This window comes from Pseudomonas sp. JDS28PS106 (assembly GCF_036706555.1).
Lineage (GTDB): Bacteria > Pseudomonadota > Gammaproteobacteria > Pseudomonadales > Pseudomonadaceae > Aquipseudomonas.
Genome location: NZ_JBAJGT010000003.1, coordinates 22,571 through 40,796, shown reverse-complemented (window position 1 = coordinate 40,796; position 18,226 = coordinate 22,571). Strand labels below are relative to the sequence as shown.

12 protein-coding genes are annotated in these 18,226 nt (G+C 61.1%); 6 read left to right on the top strand and 6 right to left on the bottom strand.

Annotated features, from left to right (window positions below):
• Positions 1-36: 36 nt before the first annotated feature.
• A complete protein-coding gene (locus tag TRP66_RS05475; protein ID WP_333400364.1) occupies positions 37-393 on the bottom strand; it encodes a hypothetical protein in 357 nt (118 codons plus the stop codon).
• 372 nt (positions 394-765) lie between these two features.
• Here TRP66_RS05475 and TRP66_RS05470 point away from each other — a divergent pair, with 372 nt between their 5' ends.
• The gene (locus TRP66_RS05470; RefSeq protein WP_333400363.1) at positions 766-5,622 is read left to right on the top strand and encodes an NAD-glutamate dehydrogenase; all 4,857 of its coding nucleotides are present in this window, start codon (positions 766-768) and stop codon (positions 5,620-5,622) included.
• Positions 5,623-6,046: 424 nt separating this feature from the next.
• On the opposite strand, the gene TRP66_RS05465 is transcribed toward TRP66_RS05470, so the two are convergent.
• Positions 6,047-7,696 carry a hypothetical protein gene (locus TRP66_RS05465; protein WP_333400362.1) on the bottom strand — a complete coding sequence of 550 codons (1,650 nt, stop codon included), beginning with the start codon at positions 7,694-7,696 and terminating at the stop codon, positions 6,047-6,049.
• A gap of 203 nt (positions 7,697-7,899) precedes the next feature.
• Positions 7,900-10,500: a bifunctional aconitate hydratase 2/2-methylisocitrate dehydratase gene (gene acnB, locus TRP66_RS05460; protein ID WP_333400361.1), complete on the bottom strand. Its 2,601-nt coding sequence runs from the start codon at positions 10,498-10,500 to the stop codon at positions 7,900-7,902.
• Between the two features lie 400 nt (positions 10,501-10,900).
• Between acnB and TRP66_RS05455 the strand changes: the two genes are divergently transcribed.
• Positions 10,901-11,374, top strand: a complete 474-nt coding sequence (locus tag TRP66_RS05455; protein ID WP_333400360.1) for a DUF1289 domain-containing protein — start codon at positions 10,901-10,903, stop codon at positions 11,372-11,374.
• Positions 11,375-11,571: 197 nt separating this feature from the next.
• Here TRP66_RS05455 and TRP66_RS05450 read toward each other — a convergent pair whose 3' ends face one another.
• Positions 11,572-12,426 (bottom strand): universal stress protein, encoded by an 855-nt coding sequence (locus TRP66_RS05450; protein WP_333400359.1) that lies wholly within the window; start codon positions 12,424-12,426, stop codon positions 11,572-11,574.
• Between the two features lie 142 nt (positions 12,427-12,568).
• Between TRP66_RS05450 and TRP66_RS05445 the strand changes: the two genes are divergently transcribed.
• From TRP66_RS05445 to TRP66_RS05430, 4 genes are all read left to right on the top strand, one after another.
• Positions 12,569-13,180, top strand: a complete 612-nt coding sequence (locus TRP66_RS05445; RefSeq protein ID WP_333400358.1) for a tRNA-(ms[2]io[6]A)-hydroxylase — start codon at positions 12,569-12,571, stop codon at positions 13,178-13,180.
• 201 nt (positions 13,181-13,381) lie between these two features.
• Entirely contained in the window at positions 13,382-13,870 is a 489-nt protein-coding gene (locus TRP66_RS05440; protein WP_333400357.1) for a MarR family winged helix-turn-helix transcriptional regulator, read from the top strand.
• Between the two features lie 35 nt (positions 13,871-13,905).
• The gene (locus tag TRP66_RS05435) at positions 13,906-15,111 is read left to right on the top strand and encodes an HlyD family secretion protein (protein WP_333400356.1); all 1,206 of its coding nucleotides are present in this window, start codon (positions 13,906-13,908) and stop codon (positions 15,109-15,111) included.
• A gap of 86 nt (positions 15,112-15,197) precedes the next feature.
• Positions 15,198-16,736: a DHA2 family efflux MFS transporter permease subunit gene (locus TRP66_RS05430; RefSeq protein WP_333400355.1), complete on the top strand. Its 1,539-nt coding sequence runs from the start codon at positions 15,198-15,200 to the stop codon at positions 16,734-16,736.
• Positions 16,737-16,818: 82 nt separating this feature from the next.
• On the opposite strand, the gene lpxH is transcribed toward TRP66_RS05430, so the two are convergent.
• Together lpxH and TRP66_RS05420 are read right to left on the bottom strand one after the other, a co-directional pair.
• Positions 16,819-17,565, bottom strand: coding sequence for a UDP-2,3-diacylglucosamine diphosphatase (gene lpxH / locus TRP66_RS05425; RefSeq protein WP_333400354.1), 747 nt, complete (start codon positions 17,563-17,565; stop codon positions 16,819-16,821).
• On the bottom strand, positions 17,562-18,065 hold the full coding sequence (locus TRP66_RS05420; RefSeq protein WP_333400353.1) for a peptidylprolyl isomerase: 504 nt from the start codon (positions 18,063-18,065) through the stop codon (positions 17,562-17,564). Before TRP66_RS05420 ends, lpxH begins: the two co-directional genes overlap by 4 nt.
• Between the last annotated feature and the right edge of the window lie 161 nt (positions 18,066-18,226).

Below are 18,226 nucleotides of genomic sequence, written 5' to 3'. Positions count from 1 at the left end.
GGCAAGCTCCGGGTCGGGATGGCCTCGGTCGGCTGGTCAGTTGACCTGGGACGTGAACGTACCCACGTTATCGAGAAGGATGCGCAGGGTTTCCCGAACTTCAGCCAGATCTTCGCCCGAGGTGCTGTGCAGGATCTCATACCGAGTGTCGCCGCCCAGCGCTTTCGCATCTTCGGCCGGGATGTCCACCACCAGCTTTCCCTCGCTCAAGCTGACGTTCAGGCTGGACAGGTACACCGTGTCGTCGCACACCGTGATCTCCACCTCGTCCTCATCCGGAAAACGCGCCAGGGAAAACAGTTCGTTGTTCTGGTCATGGCAGCAAAGCAACGCCATGTCGTCGTTTTCGTCGTCGCAGGGATTGGCGAGCAGCAGGGCGGTCTTGATTTGCATGGTGAAGGTCCAGGGCAGTGGGCAGACAGGGATTCTGCCACTCCCGGAGCCCGTTGTCGGAGATTTCGACGCTTGTCGCCGCGCCGTGCCGCAAGCCGATGACCGAATATGTCGCAGCCTCGTAAGGCGTGACGGCCCCGCTGTCGTTAAGCTGGGCAGCGGATGAACGGTCATTCGTCGAGGGTCTGGAGCGTCTTGCGCCTTCCCGCGGTCATACCGGAATCCGATTCTGACGACCTGGACACAACGGTCACCGGTTTTTCAGTTATACACTCGATCGGCCAGCACACAGCGCCAGAGAATCTACGGCGCGTTCCGGTCGAGGCACCTGCTCCAAGCCTCTCCAATAAAAGCCAAAGCGGAGTACCACAGATGGCGTTCTTCACCGCAGCCAGCAAATCCGACTTCCAGCACCAACTGCAAGCGGCCCTGGCTCAGCACATCAGCGAACAGGCACTGCCACAAGTGGCGCTGTTCGCCGAGCAATTCTTCGGCATCATCTCTATGGACGAACTGACCCAGCGCAGGCTCTCGGACCTGGCAGGCTGCACCCTGTCGGCCTGGCGTCTGCTGGAGCGCTTCGAGCACGCAAGCCCCCAGGTTCGCGTCTACAACCCCGACTACGAGCGTCATGGATGGCAATCGACTCATACCGCCGTCGAAGTGCTGCATCATGATTTGCCGTTTCTGGTGGACTCCGTCCGCACCGAGCTGAACCGTCGCGGCTACAGCATCCACACCCTGCAGACCACAGTACTGAGCGTACGCCGTGGCGCCGGCGGCCAGCTCGAAGAACTGCTGCCCAAGGGGACGGTCGGCGAAGGTATCCTGCAGGAATCTCTGATGTACCTGGAGATCGACCGTTGCGCCAATGCGACCGAGATGAGTGTGTTGGCCCGCGAGCTGCAACAGGTGCTGGGCGAGGTACGCGCCGCGGTCGAGGATTTCGAGCCGATGAAAGCGCGGCTGCGTGAGCTGCTGGCGAGCATCGATGCCAGCGAATTCGCAGGGAATGCCGAGGAAAAGGCCGAGATCCAGACCTTTTTGCAGTGGCTGGTGGACAACCATTTCACCTTCCTCGGTTACGAGGAATTTCAGGTCCAGAGCGACGCCGATGGCGGCCAGATGGTCTACGACCCGGCTTCGCTGCTCGGTCTTGCCAAGTTGCTGCGTCCGGGGCTGACCCGCGAAGAACTGCACATCGAAGATTACGCGGTCAATTACCTCAAGGAACCCAAGCTGCTGTCGTTCGCCAAGGCGGCGCAACCCAGCCGCGTGCATCGTCCGGCCTATCCGGACTTCGTCTCGATCCGCCAGCTCGACGCTTCCGGCAATGTCGTCAAGGAATGCCGTTTCATGGGTCTGTACACCTCGTCGGTGTACGGCGAAAGCGTGCGTCAGATTCCGTACATCCGCCGCAAGGTTGAGGAAATCGAGCGTCGCTCGGGCTTCGACGCCAAGGCGCACCTGGGCAAGGAGCTGGCCCAGGTCCTGGAAGTCTTGCCCCGCGACGATCTGTTCCAGACTCCGGTGGACGAGCTGTTCAGCACCGTGATGTCGATCGTGCAGATCCAGGAGCGCAACAAGATTCGCGTGTTCCTGCGCAAGGACCCGTACGGCCGCTTTTGCTACTGCCTGGCCTACGTGCCGCGTGACGTCTATTCCACCGAAGTCCGCCAGAAGATCCAGCAGGTGCTGATGGAGCGCCTCAGGGCAAGCGACTGCGAATTCTGGACCTTCTTCTCGGAGTCGGTACTGGCGCGGGTGCAATTGATTCTGCGCGTCGACCCCAAGGTCAACCTGGAAATCGACCCACAGCAGCTGGAAAAGGAAGTGGTGCAGGCCTGCCGCTCCTGGAAGGACGACTACTCCAGCCTGGTGGTCGAAAGCTTCGGCGAAGCCCACGGCACCAATGTGCTGGCGGATTTCCCGAAAGGCTTTCCCGCCGGCTATCGCGAACGCTTCGCGGCGCACTCGGCCGTGGTCGATCTTCAGCACCTGCTGAGCCTGAGCGACAGTAATCCGCTGGTCATGAGCTTCTACCAGCCCCTGACCGGCGATCGCCAGCAGTTGCATTGCAAGCTTTACCACGCCGACACACCGCTGGCGCTGTCCGATGTCTTGCCGATTCTGGAAAACCTCGGCCTGCGCGTGCTGGGCGAGTTCCCTTATCGTCTGCACCATGCCAGCGGGCGCGAGTTCTGGATTCACGATTTCGCCTTTTCCTATGGCGAGGGCCTGAATCTCGACATCCAGCAGCTCAACGACACTTTGCAGGATGCGTTCGTGCACATCGTCAGCGGCGATGCCGAAAACGATGCGTTCAACCGTCTGGTGCTGACCGCGGGCCTGCCGTGGCGCGATGTGGCGCTGCTGCGTGCCTATGCGCGTTACCTCAAGCAGATCCGTCTGGGCTTCGACCTGGGTTACATCGCCAGCACGCTGAACAACCACACCGATATCGCCCGCGAACTGACGCGCCTCTTCAAGACCCGGTTCTATCTGGCGCGCAAGCTGGGTTCGGACGATCTGGACGACAAGCAACTGCGTCTGGAACAGGCGATCCTGACCGCGCTGGACGACGTTCAGGTGCTGAACGAAGACCGCATCCTGCGTCGCTACCTGGACCTGATCAAGGCGACCCTGCGCACCAACTTCTACCAGCTCGACGCCAACGGCCAGAACAAGAGCTACTTCAGCTTCAAGTTCAATCCACGCTTGATCCCCGAGCTGCCGAAGCCGGTGCCCAAGTTCGAAATCTTCGTCTACTCGCCGCGCGTCGAAGGCGTGCACCTGCGCTTCGGCAACGTCGCTCGCGGCGGCCTGCGCTGGTCGGACCGCGAGGAAGACTATCGCACCGAAGTGCTGGGCCTGGTGAAGGCGCAGCATGTGAAGAACTCGGTGATCGTGCCGGTGGGCGCCAAAGGCGGATTCCTGCCGCGTCGCCTGCCGCTGGGCGGCAGCCGCGACGATATCCATGCCGAGGGCGTTGCCTGCTACCGCATCTTCATTTCCGGGCTGCTGGACATCACTGACAATCTCAAGGAAGGCGTGCTCGTGCCGCCGACCAATGTGGTGCGTCACGATGACGACGATCCCTATCTGGTGGTAGCGGCCGACAAGGGCACCGCGACCTTCTCCGACATCGCCAACAGCATCGCCATCGATTATGGCTTCTGGCTGGGAGATGCGTTCGCTTCGGGCGGTTCGGCCGGCTATGACCACAAGAAGATGGGCATCACCGCCAAGGGCGCCTGGGTCGGCGTGCAGCGGCACTTCCGCGAGCGCGAAATCAACGTCCAGCAGGACAGCATTACCGTAGTCGGCATCGGCGACATGGCGGGCGACGTGTTCGGCAACGGCATGCTGATGTCCGACAAGCTGCAACTGGTGGCGGCCTTCAACCACCTGCACATCTTTATCGACCCCAATCCGGACCCGGCCACCAGCTTCGCCGAGCGCCAGCGGCTGTTCAACCTGCCGCGTTCGGCCTGGACCGATTACGACACCAGCATCATGTCGGCTGGCGGCGGGATCTTCCCGCGCAGTGCCAAAAGCATTGCCATCAGTCCGGCGATGAAAGAGCGTTTCGACATCAAGGCCGACAAGCTGACGCCGACCGAGCTGCTCAACGCGTTGCTCAAGGCGCCGGTGGACCTGCTGTGGAACGGCGGCATCGGCACCTACGTCAAGTCCAGCCGTGAAAGCCACGCCGACGTCGGCGACAAGGCCAACGACGCGCATCGGGTCAACGGCAACGAATTGCGCTGCAAAGTGGTGGGCGAGGGCGGCAACCTGGGCATGACCCAGCTGGGTCGCGTGGAATTCGGCCTGCTGGGCGGCGCGACCAACACCGACTTCATCGATAACGCGGCGGGCGTTGACTGCTCCGACCATGAGGTCAACATCAAGATTCTGCTCAACGGCGTGGTACAGGCCGGCGACATGACTGAAAAGCAACGTAACCAGTTGCTGGAAAGCATGACCGACGAAGTGGGCAATCTGGTGCTGGGCAACAACTACAAACAGACTCAGGCGTTGTCGCTGGCGGCGCGCCGGGCCTACGAGCGGATCGCCGAGTACAAGCGGCTGATGAACGATCTGGAAGCACGGGGCAAGCTGGACCGGGCGATCGAGTTCCTGCCGACAGAAGAGCAACTGGCCGAGCGCACGGCCGACGGGCGTGGTTTGAGTCGCGCCGAGCTGTCGGTGCTGATCTCTTACAGCAAGATCGACCTCAACGAAGCGCTGCTGGAGTCGCGCGTGCCGGATGACGATTATCTGGCTCGGGACATGGAAACCGCCTTCCCGCCGTCGCTGGGGGCCAAGTTCTCCAGGACCATGCGCGACCATCGCCTCAAGCGCGAAATCGTCAGCACCCAGATCGCCAACGATCTGGTAAACCACATGGGCATCACCTTCGTGCAGCGGCTCAAGGAGTCGACCGGCATGAGCGCGGCCAGTGTCGCCGGTGCCTACGTGATCGTGCGCGATATCTTCCACCTGCCGCACTGGTTCCGCCAGATCGAGGCACTGGATTACAAGGTTCCGGCCGAAATCCAGTTGTCACTGATGGATGAGCTGATGCGCCTTGGACGCCGCGCGACCCGCTGGTTCCTGCGCAGTCGCCGCAACGAGCTGGACGCCGGTCGCGACGTCGCGCACTTCGGTCCGCATATCGCGGCGCTGGGGCTCAAGCTCGACGAGCTGTTGGAAGGGCAGACTCGTGAAGTCTGGCAAGCGCGTTACCAGGCGTACGTGGAAGCGGGTGTGCCGGAGCTGCTGGCACGCATGGTCGCCGGGACCAGTCATCTCTACACCCTGCTGCCAATCATCGAGGCCTCCGACGTCACCGGCCAGAACGCCGCCGACGTGGCCAAGGTGTATTTCGCGGTGGGCAGTGCGCTGGACCTGACCTGGTATCTGCAACAGATCAGCGCTCTGCCGGTGGAAAACAACTGGCAGGCGCTGGCTCGCGAAGCCTTCCGCGACGACATCGACTGGCAGCAGCGGGCTATCACCGTCTCGGTCTTGCAGATGCCGGACGGCCCGTCCGACGTCGAAGCGCGTCTGGCGGTGTGGCTGGAACAGCACGCGCTGATGGTCGAACGCTGGCGCGCCATGCTGGTCGAGCTGCGGGCGGCAAGCGGCACCGACTACGCGATGTACGCTGTAGCCAACCGCGAACTGCTCGACCTGGCGATGAGCGGGCAGGCCATTACCGTCTGACGTGTTGAGCTGAAAACAGAAACCCCGCCTGGAAAGAGGCGGGGTTTTTTGTTTTTCCGGATCGTGCTCAGGGCTGTGGGAGGGGCCTTGGTCGCGACAGCCGTTACGCGGTGGTTCAGCCACACCGCGGTGCCTGCATCGCCAGCGAGCTGGCTCCTACACCGACTGCGTACCTGTAGGAGCCAGCTTGCTGGCGATGATCACAATGTTTGAACGAATGGACCGTGGGAGGGACCTTGGTCGCGACGGGCGTTACGCGATGCGTCAGCTACACGCCGTCGCCTGCACCGCCAGTACAAGCTGGCTCCTACACCGATCGCGTTCCTGTAGGAGCCAGCTTGCTGGCGATCATCCACTGTGCTTGAAGATCTGCCCTGCAAGCGGCGGGTTCTTGAATCGCGGATTCTTTCTTGTGGTTTCCCGCTTACCGTGTCGACACGCTCTGATCGTTCATGCGCTCGCGGTCGGCTTTTTCCTGCCTATTCAACTGAATGGGAATGCCATCTCTCATGGTTCGCATGTCAGGACTGCCCGGTTGATTTTGCAACGCCGGGTCATACGAAAATATCGGTTGCCCAGGATCTGTCTGGTCCATGCTCAGGAGCGGCAGAAAGCGTCCTGTGTGCAGAAGAAATCGACGCTGGATGTATTGCGCTTGTCGAAGGCTGGCGGAGTCGGGCAGATCCGCTCTGTGCACCAACGCTTCCATAGGGATCAGACTCGGCATGCCGGGTTGCCAGGCAGCAATCATGATCTCGTTATAGCCGCGGACCACAGGCGAATGGCGAATATCGGTCGACACTTTGAACTGCACGGCACTGTTGGTGAATGCGCACTGGCGATCGCTTCGTCGCCAAGCCTGTACGCTATCGATCCCCATCAGCTCGCATACGCCTTGAAACGTGCAGGGGTCCGGCGATTCACTGGTGCCAGCCTCGAACGGATAGGCGCAACGCAGGGTGATCGGAACATCCGCCGGTGCGCCTGATTCTTTGAAGATCAATCCCACATATCCGAACATCACGCCGATGTGCAGGTCTCTTCGCAGAAATGAAAATGACACGCCGTTATTGATGATCGAACCTGGACTCGGATCCCACGACTCGTAATTCGGAGAGGCCCAGACACCTCTTAGCAGTATTCCGTTGCAGTAATACGCCGCTCGCCCGTCCTTGCACACAGGCTGAGTGTCCATGTAGCGGGCATTGAGTTTCGACGCCACTTGATATCCAACGCTGAGCTGGTCCTCTTCGCGGAATGAAAACGGGGCCCGTCTCGGGTCGGCAAGATCCATCTGCACGATGGGTAGCCACTTACCGGTCGCTTTGTAGTAGTCCTGCTGATCCCTATGCGCGCCGGACAAGGCCTGCTTTACGTTCTTTTCATAAACGATAGCCAGCAACGGCAAAGCGTCAGGAGCGGCATAGGTCCAGTTCTTTACCATGATTCGGTTGGATAGCTTCGCCCATTCGGCGTCGACCCCTTCGTGTGCCTGGAGGCTGACGTTGAACAGGTGCGTGCTCTTCGCATTAAGCGAACACTGTCGCGTTCTATCATTTTGCTGGCGCCTGAAGTGTTCGATCCAGCCTGCGACATCGACAATCGTTGACGGACAGGAACCGGGTTCCGTTTCATCAGGCTGAGCATGAACGGGCGCGCTGCAGCCATATCCAAGCCAGTCGATGCCGGGATCGACATCGAATGGATAAACGCAGAGTAGACCGAGTTCCGGCTGTTGCGTGTTTGTGATGTCTGGCTGAATGAAAACCACGCCGTTCGAGAATGGCAGTTTTCGAGTGCCGATGTCCGCGCGCAAGAATAGGAAGGACTCGGCGCCAAGTCTCATGGCGGTTGCATCATGCAACCAGAATGGAAGGGATCGCTCCTGTTCGAATCCGCGAATCAACAGGCCGCTGCACTGGTAAGCGGGTGCCTGGTCGGCGCATTGGGCGGTAATGTGTCGATATCGATTATTTAACTGTTCGGCCAGCCTGGATCCGTTCAAGGCATGCCCGGATAAGGACGTCATCAGCAACAGAACGCCCAGCGCTGCCGTCAGCGTCATTTTCTTCATGATCTTTCGCTCCTTGCGGTAATGGATGAGCGTCGTGGCCCACCGGTTGCGGCGCAGGCAGCCTGCGTTGCAATTGAAGGTTGCCGTCCATGGCCTGTCTACTGATGGAAGTGACAGGGTGCGCAAGTTCGTGTCAAGCAGGTAAATCCTCGCAATAAAAAACCCCGCACAAGGCGGGGTTCTTTTGTTGCGAAGGCTCGCAGTTACGCTTGAACCACCGGAATGTTGGCATTCGCGGCGGCTTCACGGAACTCGGCGATCTGATCGAAGCTCAGGTAGCGGTACACGTCCGCCGCCATGGTGTCGATCTGGTTCGCGTAGCCCATGTACTCCTCGACGGTCGGCAGGCGACCCAGGATCGAAGCGACGGACGCCAGCTCGGCCGAGGCCAGGTAGACGTTCGCGCCGTCGCCCAGACGGTTCGGGAAGTTACGGGTCGAGGTCGAAACCACGGTGGCGTTCGGCTCGACGCGTGCCTGGTTACCCATGCACAGCGAGCAGCCCGGCATTTCCATACGCGCGCCGGCCTTGCCGTAGATGCCGTAGTAGCCTTCCTCGGTGAGCTGGTGAGCGTCCATCTTGGTCGGCGGCGACAGCCACAGACGGGTCGGCAGCTGGCCTTTGACCTGATCGAGCAGCTTGCCCGCGGCGCGGAAGTGGCCGATGTTGGTCATGCACGAACCGATGAACACTTCGTCGATCTTCTCGCCCTGAACAGACGACAGCAGACGCGCGTCGTCCGGGTCGTTAGGCGCGCACAGCACCGGCTCGTTGATATCGGCCAGATCGATTTCGATGATTTCGGCGTACTCGGCGTCCTTGTCGGCTTCCATCAGCTCCGGATTGGCGATCCAGGCTTCCATCGCCTGAGCACGACGCTCCAGGGTGCGTGGATCGCCATAGCCCTGTTCGATCATCCAGCGCAGCAGGGTGATGTTCGAGGTCAGGTATTCGGCGATCGACTCTTTGGACAGCTTGATGGTGCAACCCGCGGCCGAACGTTCCGCCGAGGCGTCGGACAGTTCGAAAGCCTGCTCGACGGTCAGGGTTTCCAGACCTTCGATTTCCAGGATACGGCCGGAGAAGGCGTTCTTCTTGCCTTTCTTCTCGACGGTCAGCAGACCTTTCTGGATGGCGACGTACGGAATCGCATGAACCAGGTCGCGCAGGGTGATGCCAGGCTGCAGCTTGCCCTTGAAGCGAACCAGGATCGACTCGGGCATGTCCAGCGGCATGACGCCGGTGGCCGCGGCGAACGCAACCAGACCGGAGCCGGCCGGGAAGGAGATGCCGATCGGGAAGCGGGTGTGCGAGTCGCCGCCGGTGCCGACGGTGTCAGGCAGCAGCATGCGGTTCAGCCAGCTGTGGATGATGCCGTCGCCCGGACGCAGGGAGACGCCGCCACGGGTCATGATGAAGTCAGGCAGCGTGTGGTGGGTCTTGACGTCGATCGGCTTCGGATAAGCCGCGGTGTGGCAGAACGACTGCATGACCAGATCGGCGGAGAAGCCCAGGCAGGCCAGGTCTTTCAGCTCGTCGCGAGTCATCGGGCCGGTGGTGTCCTGGGAACCGACGGTGGTCATCTTCGGCTCGCAGTAAGTGCCCGGACGAATACCTTCGACGCCGCAAGCCTTGCCGACCATCTTCTGCGCCAGGGTGTAGCCCTTGTCGCTTTCAGCCGGCTGCTCGGGAGTCTTGAACAGGTCCGACGGCGGCAGGCCCAGCTCGGCGCGTGCCTTGCCGGTCAGACCACGGCCGACGATCAGGGGAATACGGCCACCGGCACGTACTTCGTCCAGCAGGACCGGAGTCTTGAGTTCGAAGGTGGTGATGACTTCATCGCTGTCGTGCTTGCAGACCTTGCCGGCATACGGATAAACGTCGATCACGTCGCCCATGTTGATGTTCGACACGTCGAACTCGATCGGCAGTGCGCCGGCGTCTTCCATGGTGTTGTAGAAAATCGGCGCGATCTTGCTGCCGAAACAGAAGCCGCCAGCGCGCTTGTTCGGCACGTTGGGAATGTCGTCGCCGAAGAACCACAGCACCGAGTTGGTGGCCGATTTACGCGAGGAACCGGTACCGACCACGTCACCGACGTAGGCGATCGGGAAGCCCTGGCCGCGCATTTCTTCGATCTGCTTCATCGGACCGATGGAGCCCTGTACATCCGGAACGATGCCTTCGCGAGCCATTTTCAGCATGGCCAGGGCGTGCAGCGGGATGTCGGGACGCGACCAGGCGTCGGGCGCCGGGGAGAGGTCGTCGGTGTTGGTTTCGCCGGTAACCTTGAAAACGCGCAGGCTGATCTTCTCGGCCAGCATCGGACGCTTCTTGAACCACTCGCCGTCAGCCCAGGACTGCATCACGGCTTTGGCATGAGCGTTGCCGTTCTTGACCTTTTCCGACACGTCATGGAAGGCGTCGAACATCAGCAGGGTGTGCTTGAGCTGCTCGGCGGCAACCGGCGCCAGCTCGGCATCGTCGAGCAACTCGACCAGGGTCACGATGTTGTAGCCGCCCTGCATGGTGCCCAGCAGTTCGGTGGCGCGCTTCTTGTCGATCAGCGGGGAGGCGACTTCGCCCTTGGCGACGGCGGACAGGAAACCGGCCTTGACGTAGGCGGCTTCATCGACCCCTGGCGGAACGCGGTTGGTGATCAGGTCGACCAGGAAAGCTTCTTCGCCGGCTGGAGGATTCTTCAGCAGCTCGATCAGGCCAGCGGTTTGTTCGGCGTTAAGCGGCTGGGGCACGATGCCCTGGGCGGCACGCTCTTCGATGTGTTTACGGTAGGCTTCAAGCACAGTATTACCCTCATCAGTGGTCCCAAATGGGTGTCCGGGACGCTCATCCAGGAATCGCTCGTACCCGCGCAAGGCTTATGAGGCGTTGTCGATTGGGTATCGGCCATTCCTTACGAAGCTGTTTTCAAAGTTTTACGCCTGCAGGACGGGGGGAGGGCCGGCCGACACTGCCATTCGTGATGAGGGAATGGCCTGTCGGCGCCGTACTGCGGGATTAACCTGACTGTGCTCGTGACGCTTTGAAAACAGCTTCTAACGGACATTGGCGCCTTAAAAGGCTCGCTGATTCTACGGCAATTCTCGGCCAAAGGTAAGTTGAAGCAGCGACCTTCGGGGGTGACCCTCGTTAGACAAAGGGCTAACATGGCGGCTCGTTTCGCCTGCCGTTGTCCGCCCAGCCATGCCTGATCAACTCATCAAAACCCCCTGCGTCGGCCTCTGTTCCACTGTTTACGGGGACCTGGTGTGCCGTGGCTGCAAGCGTTTCCACCACGAAGTGATCCACTGGAACGGTTACAACGAAGCAGAGAAGCGCGCCGTCTGGCTGCGACTGGAAAAACTGCTGGTTCAGGTAATGACCGCCAAGCTGGAAGTCTTTGACGCCGACAAGCTGCGCCTGCAACTGACCCAGCGGCAGATCCGCTTCGTGCCTCATCAGTCTGAATATTGCTGGGCGTACCAGCTGATCGCCCGCGGCGCCCGGATGATTACCCAGGTCGAGGCGTATGGCTTCGCGCTGCTGCCGGAATTTCGCGACTGGACCCTGCCTGAATTGCGCGACGCCATTGATCGAGAGTTTTTCCTGCTGTCCGAGGCCCATTACCAGCGCTACATCGCGCCGGGATTCCTGAAAGACGCGCTCGACAGCCCGTAACACCCCAAATCGCCACCAAGGTGGCTCCTACGCCCGGAATCTCGTTGTAGGAGCCAGCGGGCGGCGATCCGTCTTGCTGGCGATTCTGTCTAACGGCGTCGCCTCCAATCGCCACCAAGGTGGCTCCTACGTGGAGAACGTCGTCCAGATCGCAGGAATTGCGCCCCGTCGTGGGAGCGAGCTTGCTGGCGATGGGATCAACCGGTAGCGCGCAGATGCGCGATGATCTCTTCGGTCTTGAGCACCAGCACATCGCTTTCCAGCGCATCCAGCACGGCTTCGGCGGTATTGCCGATCAAGGCGCCTGACAGTCCGGTACGGGCCACCGTGCCAATGATGGTGACCACCGCGTCCAGATGATGCGCCGTATGCGGAATCAGCACATCGGCCGGACCTTCAGCGATATGCAAATGGTGATCGTCGACGCCGAATTCGTCCTGAAACGCCTGGCACTGTTCCCGATAGCGGGCCTGGATGCTCTCTCGAAGCTGGTACACCGGGTTGGCCGCCGAAAGCATGGGCGAAGGGTAGGCGGTAATGACATGCAAATGTCCCCGGGCCAGGGACGCAATGCCGTAGCCATGCTGCACCAGTTCGTAATGCAGCGCCTTGTGCTCGCCGTCGGAATTGCCCGCATCCACCGCCGCCAGGATCACACCGCCCGCCCACGGGCGGGCCGTCTTGACCATCAACACCGGACTTGGGCAGTAACGCAGCAGTTTCCAGTCATCCGGGGTGAGCAGTGCCTTTTTCAGCGGGTTGTCGGGCAGATGCTGTTTGATGACCAGATCGCAATTGCGGGTCTGCTGCGCCTTGATGACGGTCTGATGCACCGACTGGAACCAGTCCTGCTCGACGGTCGCGTCGATACCGTCCTGCGCCAGCTCGGAGCGCAGGTCGTCGATCAGCAGTTCGGGAATCGGATCGGCGGTGCAGATCAGCAGATGAAGTTGCGCGCCGGTCGCGCTGGCGATCAGGTGCGCACGCTTGAGCGCCAGATTGTCGGGACGATCGGGCTCGATGACGACCAGAATGCTGCGAATCGACTGCATGGCTGCGCTTCGCTAAATAAGGGCCTGCCTTCACTATAGTCGCGGTCCGTGAGGATGCCGGGTTTCCAGATGAGCGTTAGGGTCGCGGCCGCCCGCATGCGCTCGTATAATGCCGCGCTTTGCCCCGATCCCGTGTGAGCCTATGTACCCGATCCCCGAAATCGAAGCTTTCCTGCTTTGCCGCACGCCCGACAGTTGGGTGCAGGCCGCGCTGCGCAATCTGGACATTCTGCTGATCGACCATGCGAACAACGAAAAGAAAGCGGCCGGCGCGGCGTTTCAGTTCATGTTCCAGTACAACGACAAGTTCGACCTGATCAGCAAGATGTCGCGTCTGGCGCGTGAAGAACTGCGTCATTTCGAACAGGTGCTGTGCATCATCAAGAAGCGCCAGATTCCCATGGCCAATATCAGTTCGGCGCGCTACGCCGGCTCGCTGCGCAAACTGGTGCGCAATCACAATCCTTACCGGCTGACCGACGCGCTGATCGTCGGCGCCATCGTCGAGGCTCGTTCCTGCGAGCGTTTCGCCGCGTTGGTGCCTCATCTGGACGAAGAACTCGCCAAATTCTATGGCGGGTTGCTCAAGTCCGAGTCGCGCCATTTCCAGGACTATCTGAAACTGGCCTACACCTATGGCGACAAGGTCGATGTAGACACCAAGATCGAAGAGATCCGCCAGGCCGAGCGCGAGCTGATCGAAAGCCCGGATGAGGATTTCCGGTTTCATAGTGGTGTGCCGGCCGCCGCGTAAACAGGGGGCTGCAGCCGTACTAAAAACGACCGCATGACGGTCGTTTTTTTTGCGCGCCAAGTTGTACGGAGGCTCCGCATCGCCAGCGAGCTGGCTCCTACGGTTGCTAAGCCAGCGCTGCGGTATACAAAGGCTTTGACTTTCGCTGCCTAAGCAGTAATATTTTGAAATCACTGCCTAGGCAGCTTTACAGGTGAGTCTTTGAAACATTTCAGTCCTGACAACTACGACTCCAGTCTCATCGGGCTGTTGGTCGGTCGCACCAACGGCCTCAAGGACCGGATGCTCGACAAGTATCTGGAGCCGTACGACGTCACCGCGGCGCAGTTCAAGGTGCTGATCATCGTTGCCCAGTTCTGCGCCGATACGCCGGTGGAATTGTGCAGGCACCTGTCGCTGGACAGCGGTTCGATGACCCGCATGCTCGACCGGCTTGAGCAGAAGGGGCTGGTGGTGCGCACCCGTTCGGAGACTGACCGGCGTCAGGTGCAACTGGCGTTGACCGAGCAGGGGCGCACGCTCGCCGGTCTGTTGCCGCAGATCGGCGCGGACGCCATGAACGATACCTTCGCGGCACTGGAACCGGAGGAAGTGCAGACCCTGCAGCGCATCCTCACCAAGGTGCTGGTGGCCGCCGATGACCACATCACCCTGACGCGCTTGAGCTTCACGCCCAAAAATACGAAATGAATGCGATTCGATCGCTGACCCCAAGGTAAACGTCCATGGCCACTGCCGCTGCGCAAACCCCTCCCGATCAGGATCAGAACAATCCGCGCTCGGGCAAACGCAAGACCCTGCTGATCGGGCTGGCCCTGATCGTGATTGTCTGTGGCCTGGCCGCGTGGGCCTGGCATGAACTCTATGGTCGCTGGAGCGAGAGCACGGACGATGCCTACGTCAACGGCAATGTGGTGGAAATCACGCCGCTGACTACAGGCACGGTGATCAGTATTGCGGCGGATGATGGCGACCTGGTCCGTGAGGGCCAGGAACTGCTCAGGTTCGACCCCAGCGACGCCGAGGTCGGCTTGCAGAGCGCCGAGGCCAATCTGGGCAAGGTGGTGCGTCAGGTGCGCGGTCTGTACAGCAATGTCGACGGCATCAAGGCGCAGTTGGCCGCCCAGCGCGCCGAACTTCAGAAAGCCCAGGACAACTACAACCGCCGTCGCAATCTCGCTGCGGGCGGGGCCATTTCCCAGGAAGAGCTGTCCCACGCGAAGGACGATTTGACCAGCGCACAGAGTGCGCTGGCACATATCCAGCAGCAACTGGCGACCAGCGTCGCGCTGGTGGACGACACCGAAGTGGCGTCGCATCCGGATGTGAAAGCTGCCGCGGCTCAGTTGCGTCAGGCGTATCTTGCCAATGCTCGCACCACCCTGCGCGCGCCGGTAACCGGTTATGTCGCCAAGCGCACCGTGCAACTGGGCCAGCGCGTGCAGCCTGGAACCGCCACCATGGCGGTGATTCCGCTGGACCAGCTGTGGATCGATGCCAACTTCAAGGAAACCCAGCTGGGCAAGATGCGCATCGGCCAGCCGGTGGAAATTGTCGCCGACCTGTACGGTGGCGATGTGAAGTACAGCGGCACCGTGGACAGCCTGGGCGCCGGCACCGGCAGCGCCTTTGCACTGTTGCCGGCGCAGAACGCCACCGGCAACTGGATCAAGATCGTCCAGCGGGTACCGGTGCGGGTGCACATCAATGCCCAGGAACTGGCCGATCATCCGCTGCGCATTGGCCTGTCGACCACGGTCGATGTCGACCTGCACGACCAGAGCGGTCCGGTGCTCGCCCAGCAGCCGCCGCGTCAGCCACCGTTCAGCACCGACATCTATGCCAATCAACTGGCCGAAGCCGACGCGCTCATCGCGCGCCTGATTCATGACAACAGCGCGCTCGGGGCCAAGGCCACGGCCAGGCGCTGACAGTTATCCGCATGCCCCGGGCCCTGCGCCGGGGCATCGTCAGGTGCCGGCAATGCCCGGCACTCACTCAAGGGTCATGATTCGCGATGAGCAACAACGCCCCCGCTTCCTTCACGCCGCCGAGCCTGCTGCTCAGCACCATCGGGCTGTCGCTGGCGACCTTCATGCAGGTGCTCGACACCACCATCGCCAACGTTGCGTTGCCGACGATCTCCGGCAATCTGGGGGTCAGTTCGGAGCAGGGCACCTGGGTCATCACCTCCTTCGCCGTCAGCAACGCCATTGCCTTGCCGCTGACCGGCTGGCTCAGCCGGCGCTTTGGCGAGGTCAAGCTGTTCCTCTGGGCCACGCTGCTTTTCGTGCTGGCGTCGTTTCTCTGCGGCATCTCGCAGTCGATGCCGGAGCTGGTGGGCTTCCGCGTTCTGCAAGGAGTGGTCGCCGGGCCGCTGTATCCGATGACCCAGACGCTGCTGATCGCCATCTATCCTCCCGCGAAACGGGGGATGGCGCTGGCCTTGCTGGCGATGGTCACGGTAGTGGCGCCAATCGCCGGGCCGATCCTCGGTGGCTGGATCACCGACAGCTACAGCTGGCCGTGGATCTTTTTCATCAATATTCCGATCGGTCTGTTCGCGGCCTTGGTGGTGCGTACGCAACTGGCCAAGCGCCCGGTGAAGACCAGCCGTCAGCCGATGGACTACATCGGACTGCTGGCGCTGATCGTCGGGGTCGGTGCCTTGCAGGTCGTGCTCGACAAGGGCAACGACATGGACTGGTTCGAGTCGCAGTTTATCGTGATCGGCTCGGTGATCTCACTGGTGGCCTTGGTGTTCTTCGTGATCTGGGAGCTGACCGACCGCCATCCCATCGTCAACCTGCGCCTGTTCGCCTTTCGCAACTTCCGGGTCGGCACCCTGGTGCTGATTGGCGGTTATTCGGGGTTCTTCGGCATTAACCTCCTGTTGCCGCAATGGTTGCAGACCCAGATGGGCTATACCGCGACCTGGGCCGGGCTGGCAGTCGCGCCCATCGGCATCCTACCGGTGTTGATGTCGCCCTTCGTCGGCAAGTACGCCCACAAGTTCGACCTGCGCATTCTCGCCGGGCTGGCGTTCCTGGCCATGGGCCTGAGTTGTTTCATGCGCGCCGAATTCACCAACGCGGTGGATTTCCAGCATGTGGCCATGGTGCAGCTGTTCATGGGGATCGGCGTGGCGCTGTTCTTCATGCCGACTTTAAGCATTCTGCTGTCAGACCTGCCGCCGGACCAGATCGCCGACGGCTCGGGACTGGCGACCTTCCTGCGCACCCTGGGCGGCAGCTTCGCGGCTTCGCTGACGACCTGGATCTGGATTCGTCGAGCAGACCAGCATCACGCCTATCTGAGCGAAAACATCAGCACCTTTGAACCCGCGACCCGCGATGCGCTGGACACGCTGGGCGGCGCCGGCCCGCAGGCCTATGCCCAGCTGGAGCAAATCCTCAACGGCCAGGCGTACATGATGTCCACGGTGGATTATTTCCACATGCTGGGGTGGGTGTTCATGGGGTTGATTCTGCTGGTCTGGCTCGCCAGGCCGCCGTTCGTCGCCAAGGCCGCGCCGCCGGGCGGGGGTGGGCATTGATCGGCGGATCGCCGCAATACGGATCGCCAGCAAGCTGGCTCCTACATACCCCCCGTAGGAGCCAGCTTGCTGGCGATAAATGTCAGCTCAAAAGCCTGACCGGCTCCGCCGCCAGATCGAAAGCACCCAGCGAAAAACCATGCTCGTCCACCTGCAACGCCCAACCCTGGCGATCCCAGTCGCCGAGGACGATGCGTCGGCCGGCGTGATCGCCCAGTTGCAGTTTGTGGATCGCCGGGCGGTGGGTGTGCCCGTGCACCAGCGTACGAACGCCGAATGCCTGCATGATGCGCGGCACCTCGTCGGGAGTCACGTCGACGATGTCGTTGGCCTTCATGCGGGTTTGCGCGCGACTTTCATTGCGCAGTTTACGGGCCAGCTTGTGGCGGGTGCTCAGGGGCAGGTGACGCAGCACCCAGAGGGTGACCGGGTTGCGAAGATAGCGACGCATCCGGATATAACCCTCGTCGCGGGTGCACAGACTGTCGCCGTGCATCAGCAGCACCGGCTCGCCATTGAGTTCCACGACGCTGGGATCAGCCAGCAGGGTGCAGCCCGCGGCCTTGCAGAACCGCTTGCCGATCATGAAGTCACGGTTGCCGTGCATCAGGAAAATTCGTGTGCCGCTGTCGCTCAATTCGCGCAGGGCTTGGCAGATCGAGGCCTGGAACGGCGACATGGCGTCGTCGCCGATCCAGACTTCGAAGAAGTCCCCGAGGATATACAGCGCTTCGGCCGAGCGGGCACGGCTGCGGAGTAGATCCAGGAACGCCCGGGTAATGTCCGGGCGTCCCTCCTCAAGATGCAGGTCGGAGATCAGCAATATCACTCAACGATCTCGGCTTTCTCGATGATCACGTCTTCGGTCGGCACGTCCTGGTGGCCGGCCTTGCTGCCGGTGGAAACGCCCTTGATCTTGTCGACCACGTCGGTGCCTTCAATGACTTCACCGAACACGGCATAGCCCCAGCCCTGAGTGGTCTTGCCGGTGTGGTTCAGGAAGCTGTTGTCGGCCACGTTGATGAAGAACTGCGCGGAAGCCGAATGCGGCTCCATGGTGCGTGCCATCGCGATGCTGTACTTCTTGTTTGGCAGGCCGTTGTCGGCTTCGTTCTGGATGCTCGGGCGCTTGTCTTTCTTTTCCTTCATGCCCGGCTCGAAACCGCCGCCCTGGATCATGAAGTTGCCGATGACGCGGTGGAAAACGGTGTTTTCGTAGTGGCCGGCGTTAACGTATTCGATGAAGTTGGCTACGGTCAGCGGCGCCTTTTCAGCGTTCAGTTGCAGAACGATGTCGCCGTGGTTGGTGGTCAGTTTTACTTTGGACATATCGAAGTCGCTCTTATGGCATACATGAAGGGGCGCGGTATCACCCTGACGCGCAGTCTACAGGGCAAGTTACATTTTTCATGGTTTTTGCGGCTTTTATAGCCTCGAACGCGCACTCTGTTGTCAGGGGCTTGACAGCTTCGGCTATGATAAGCGCTTTG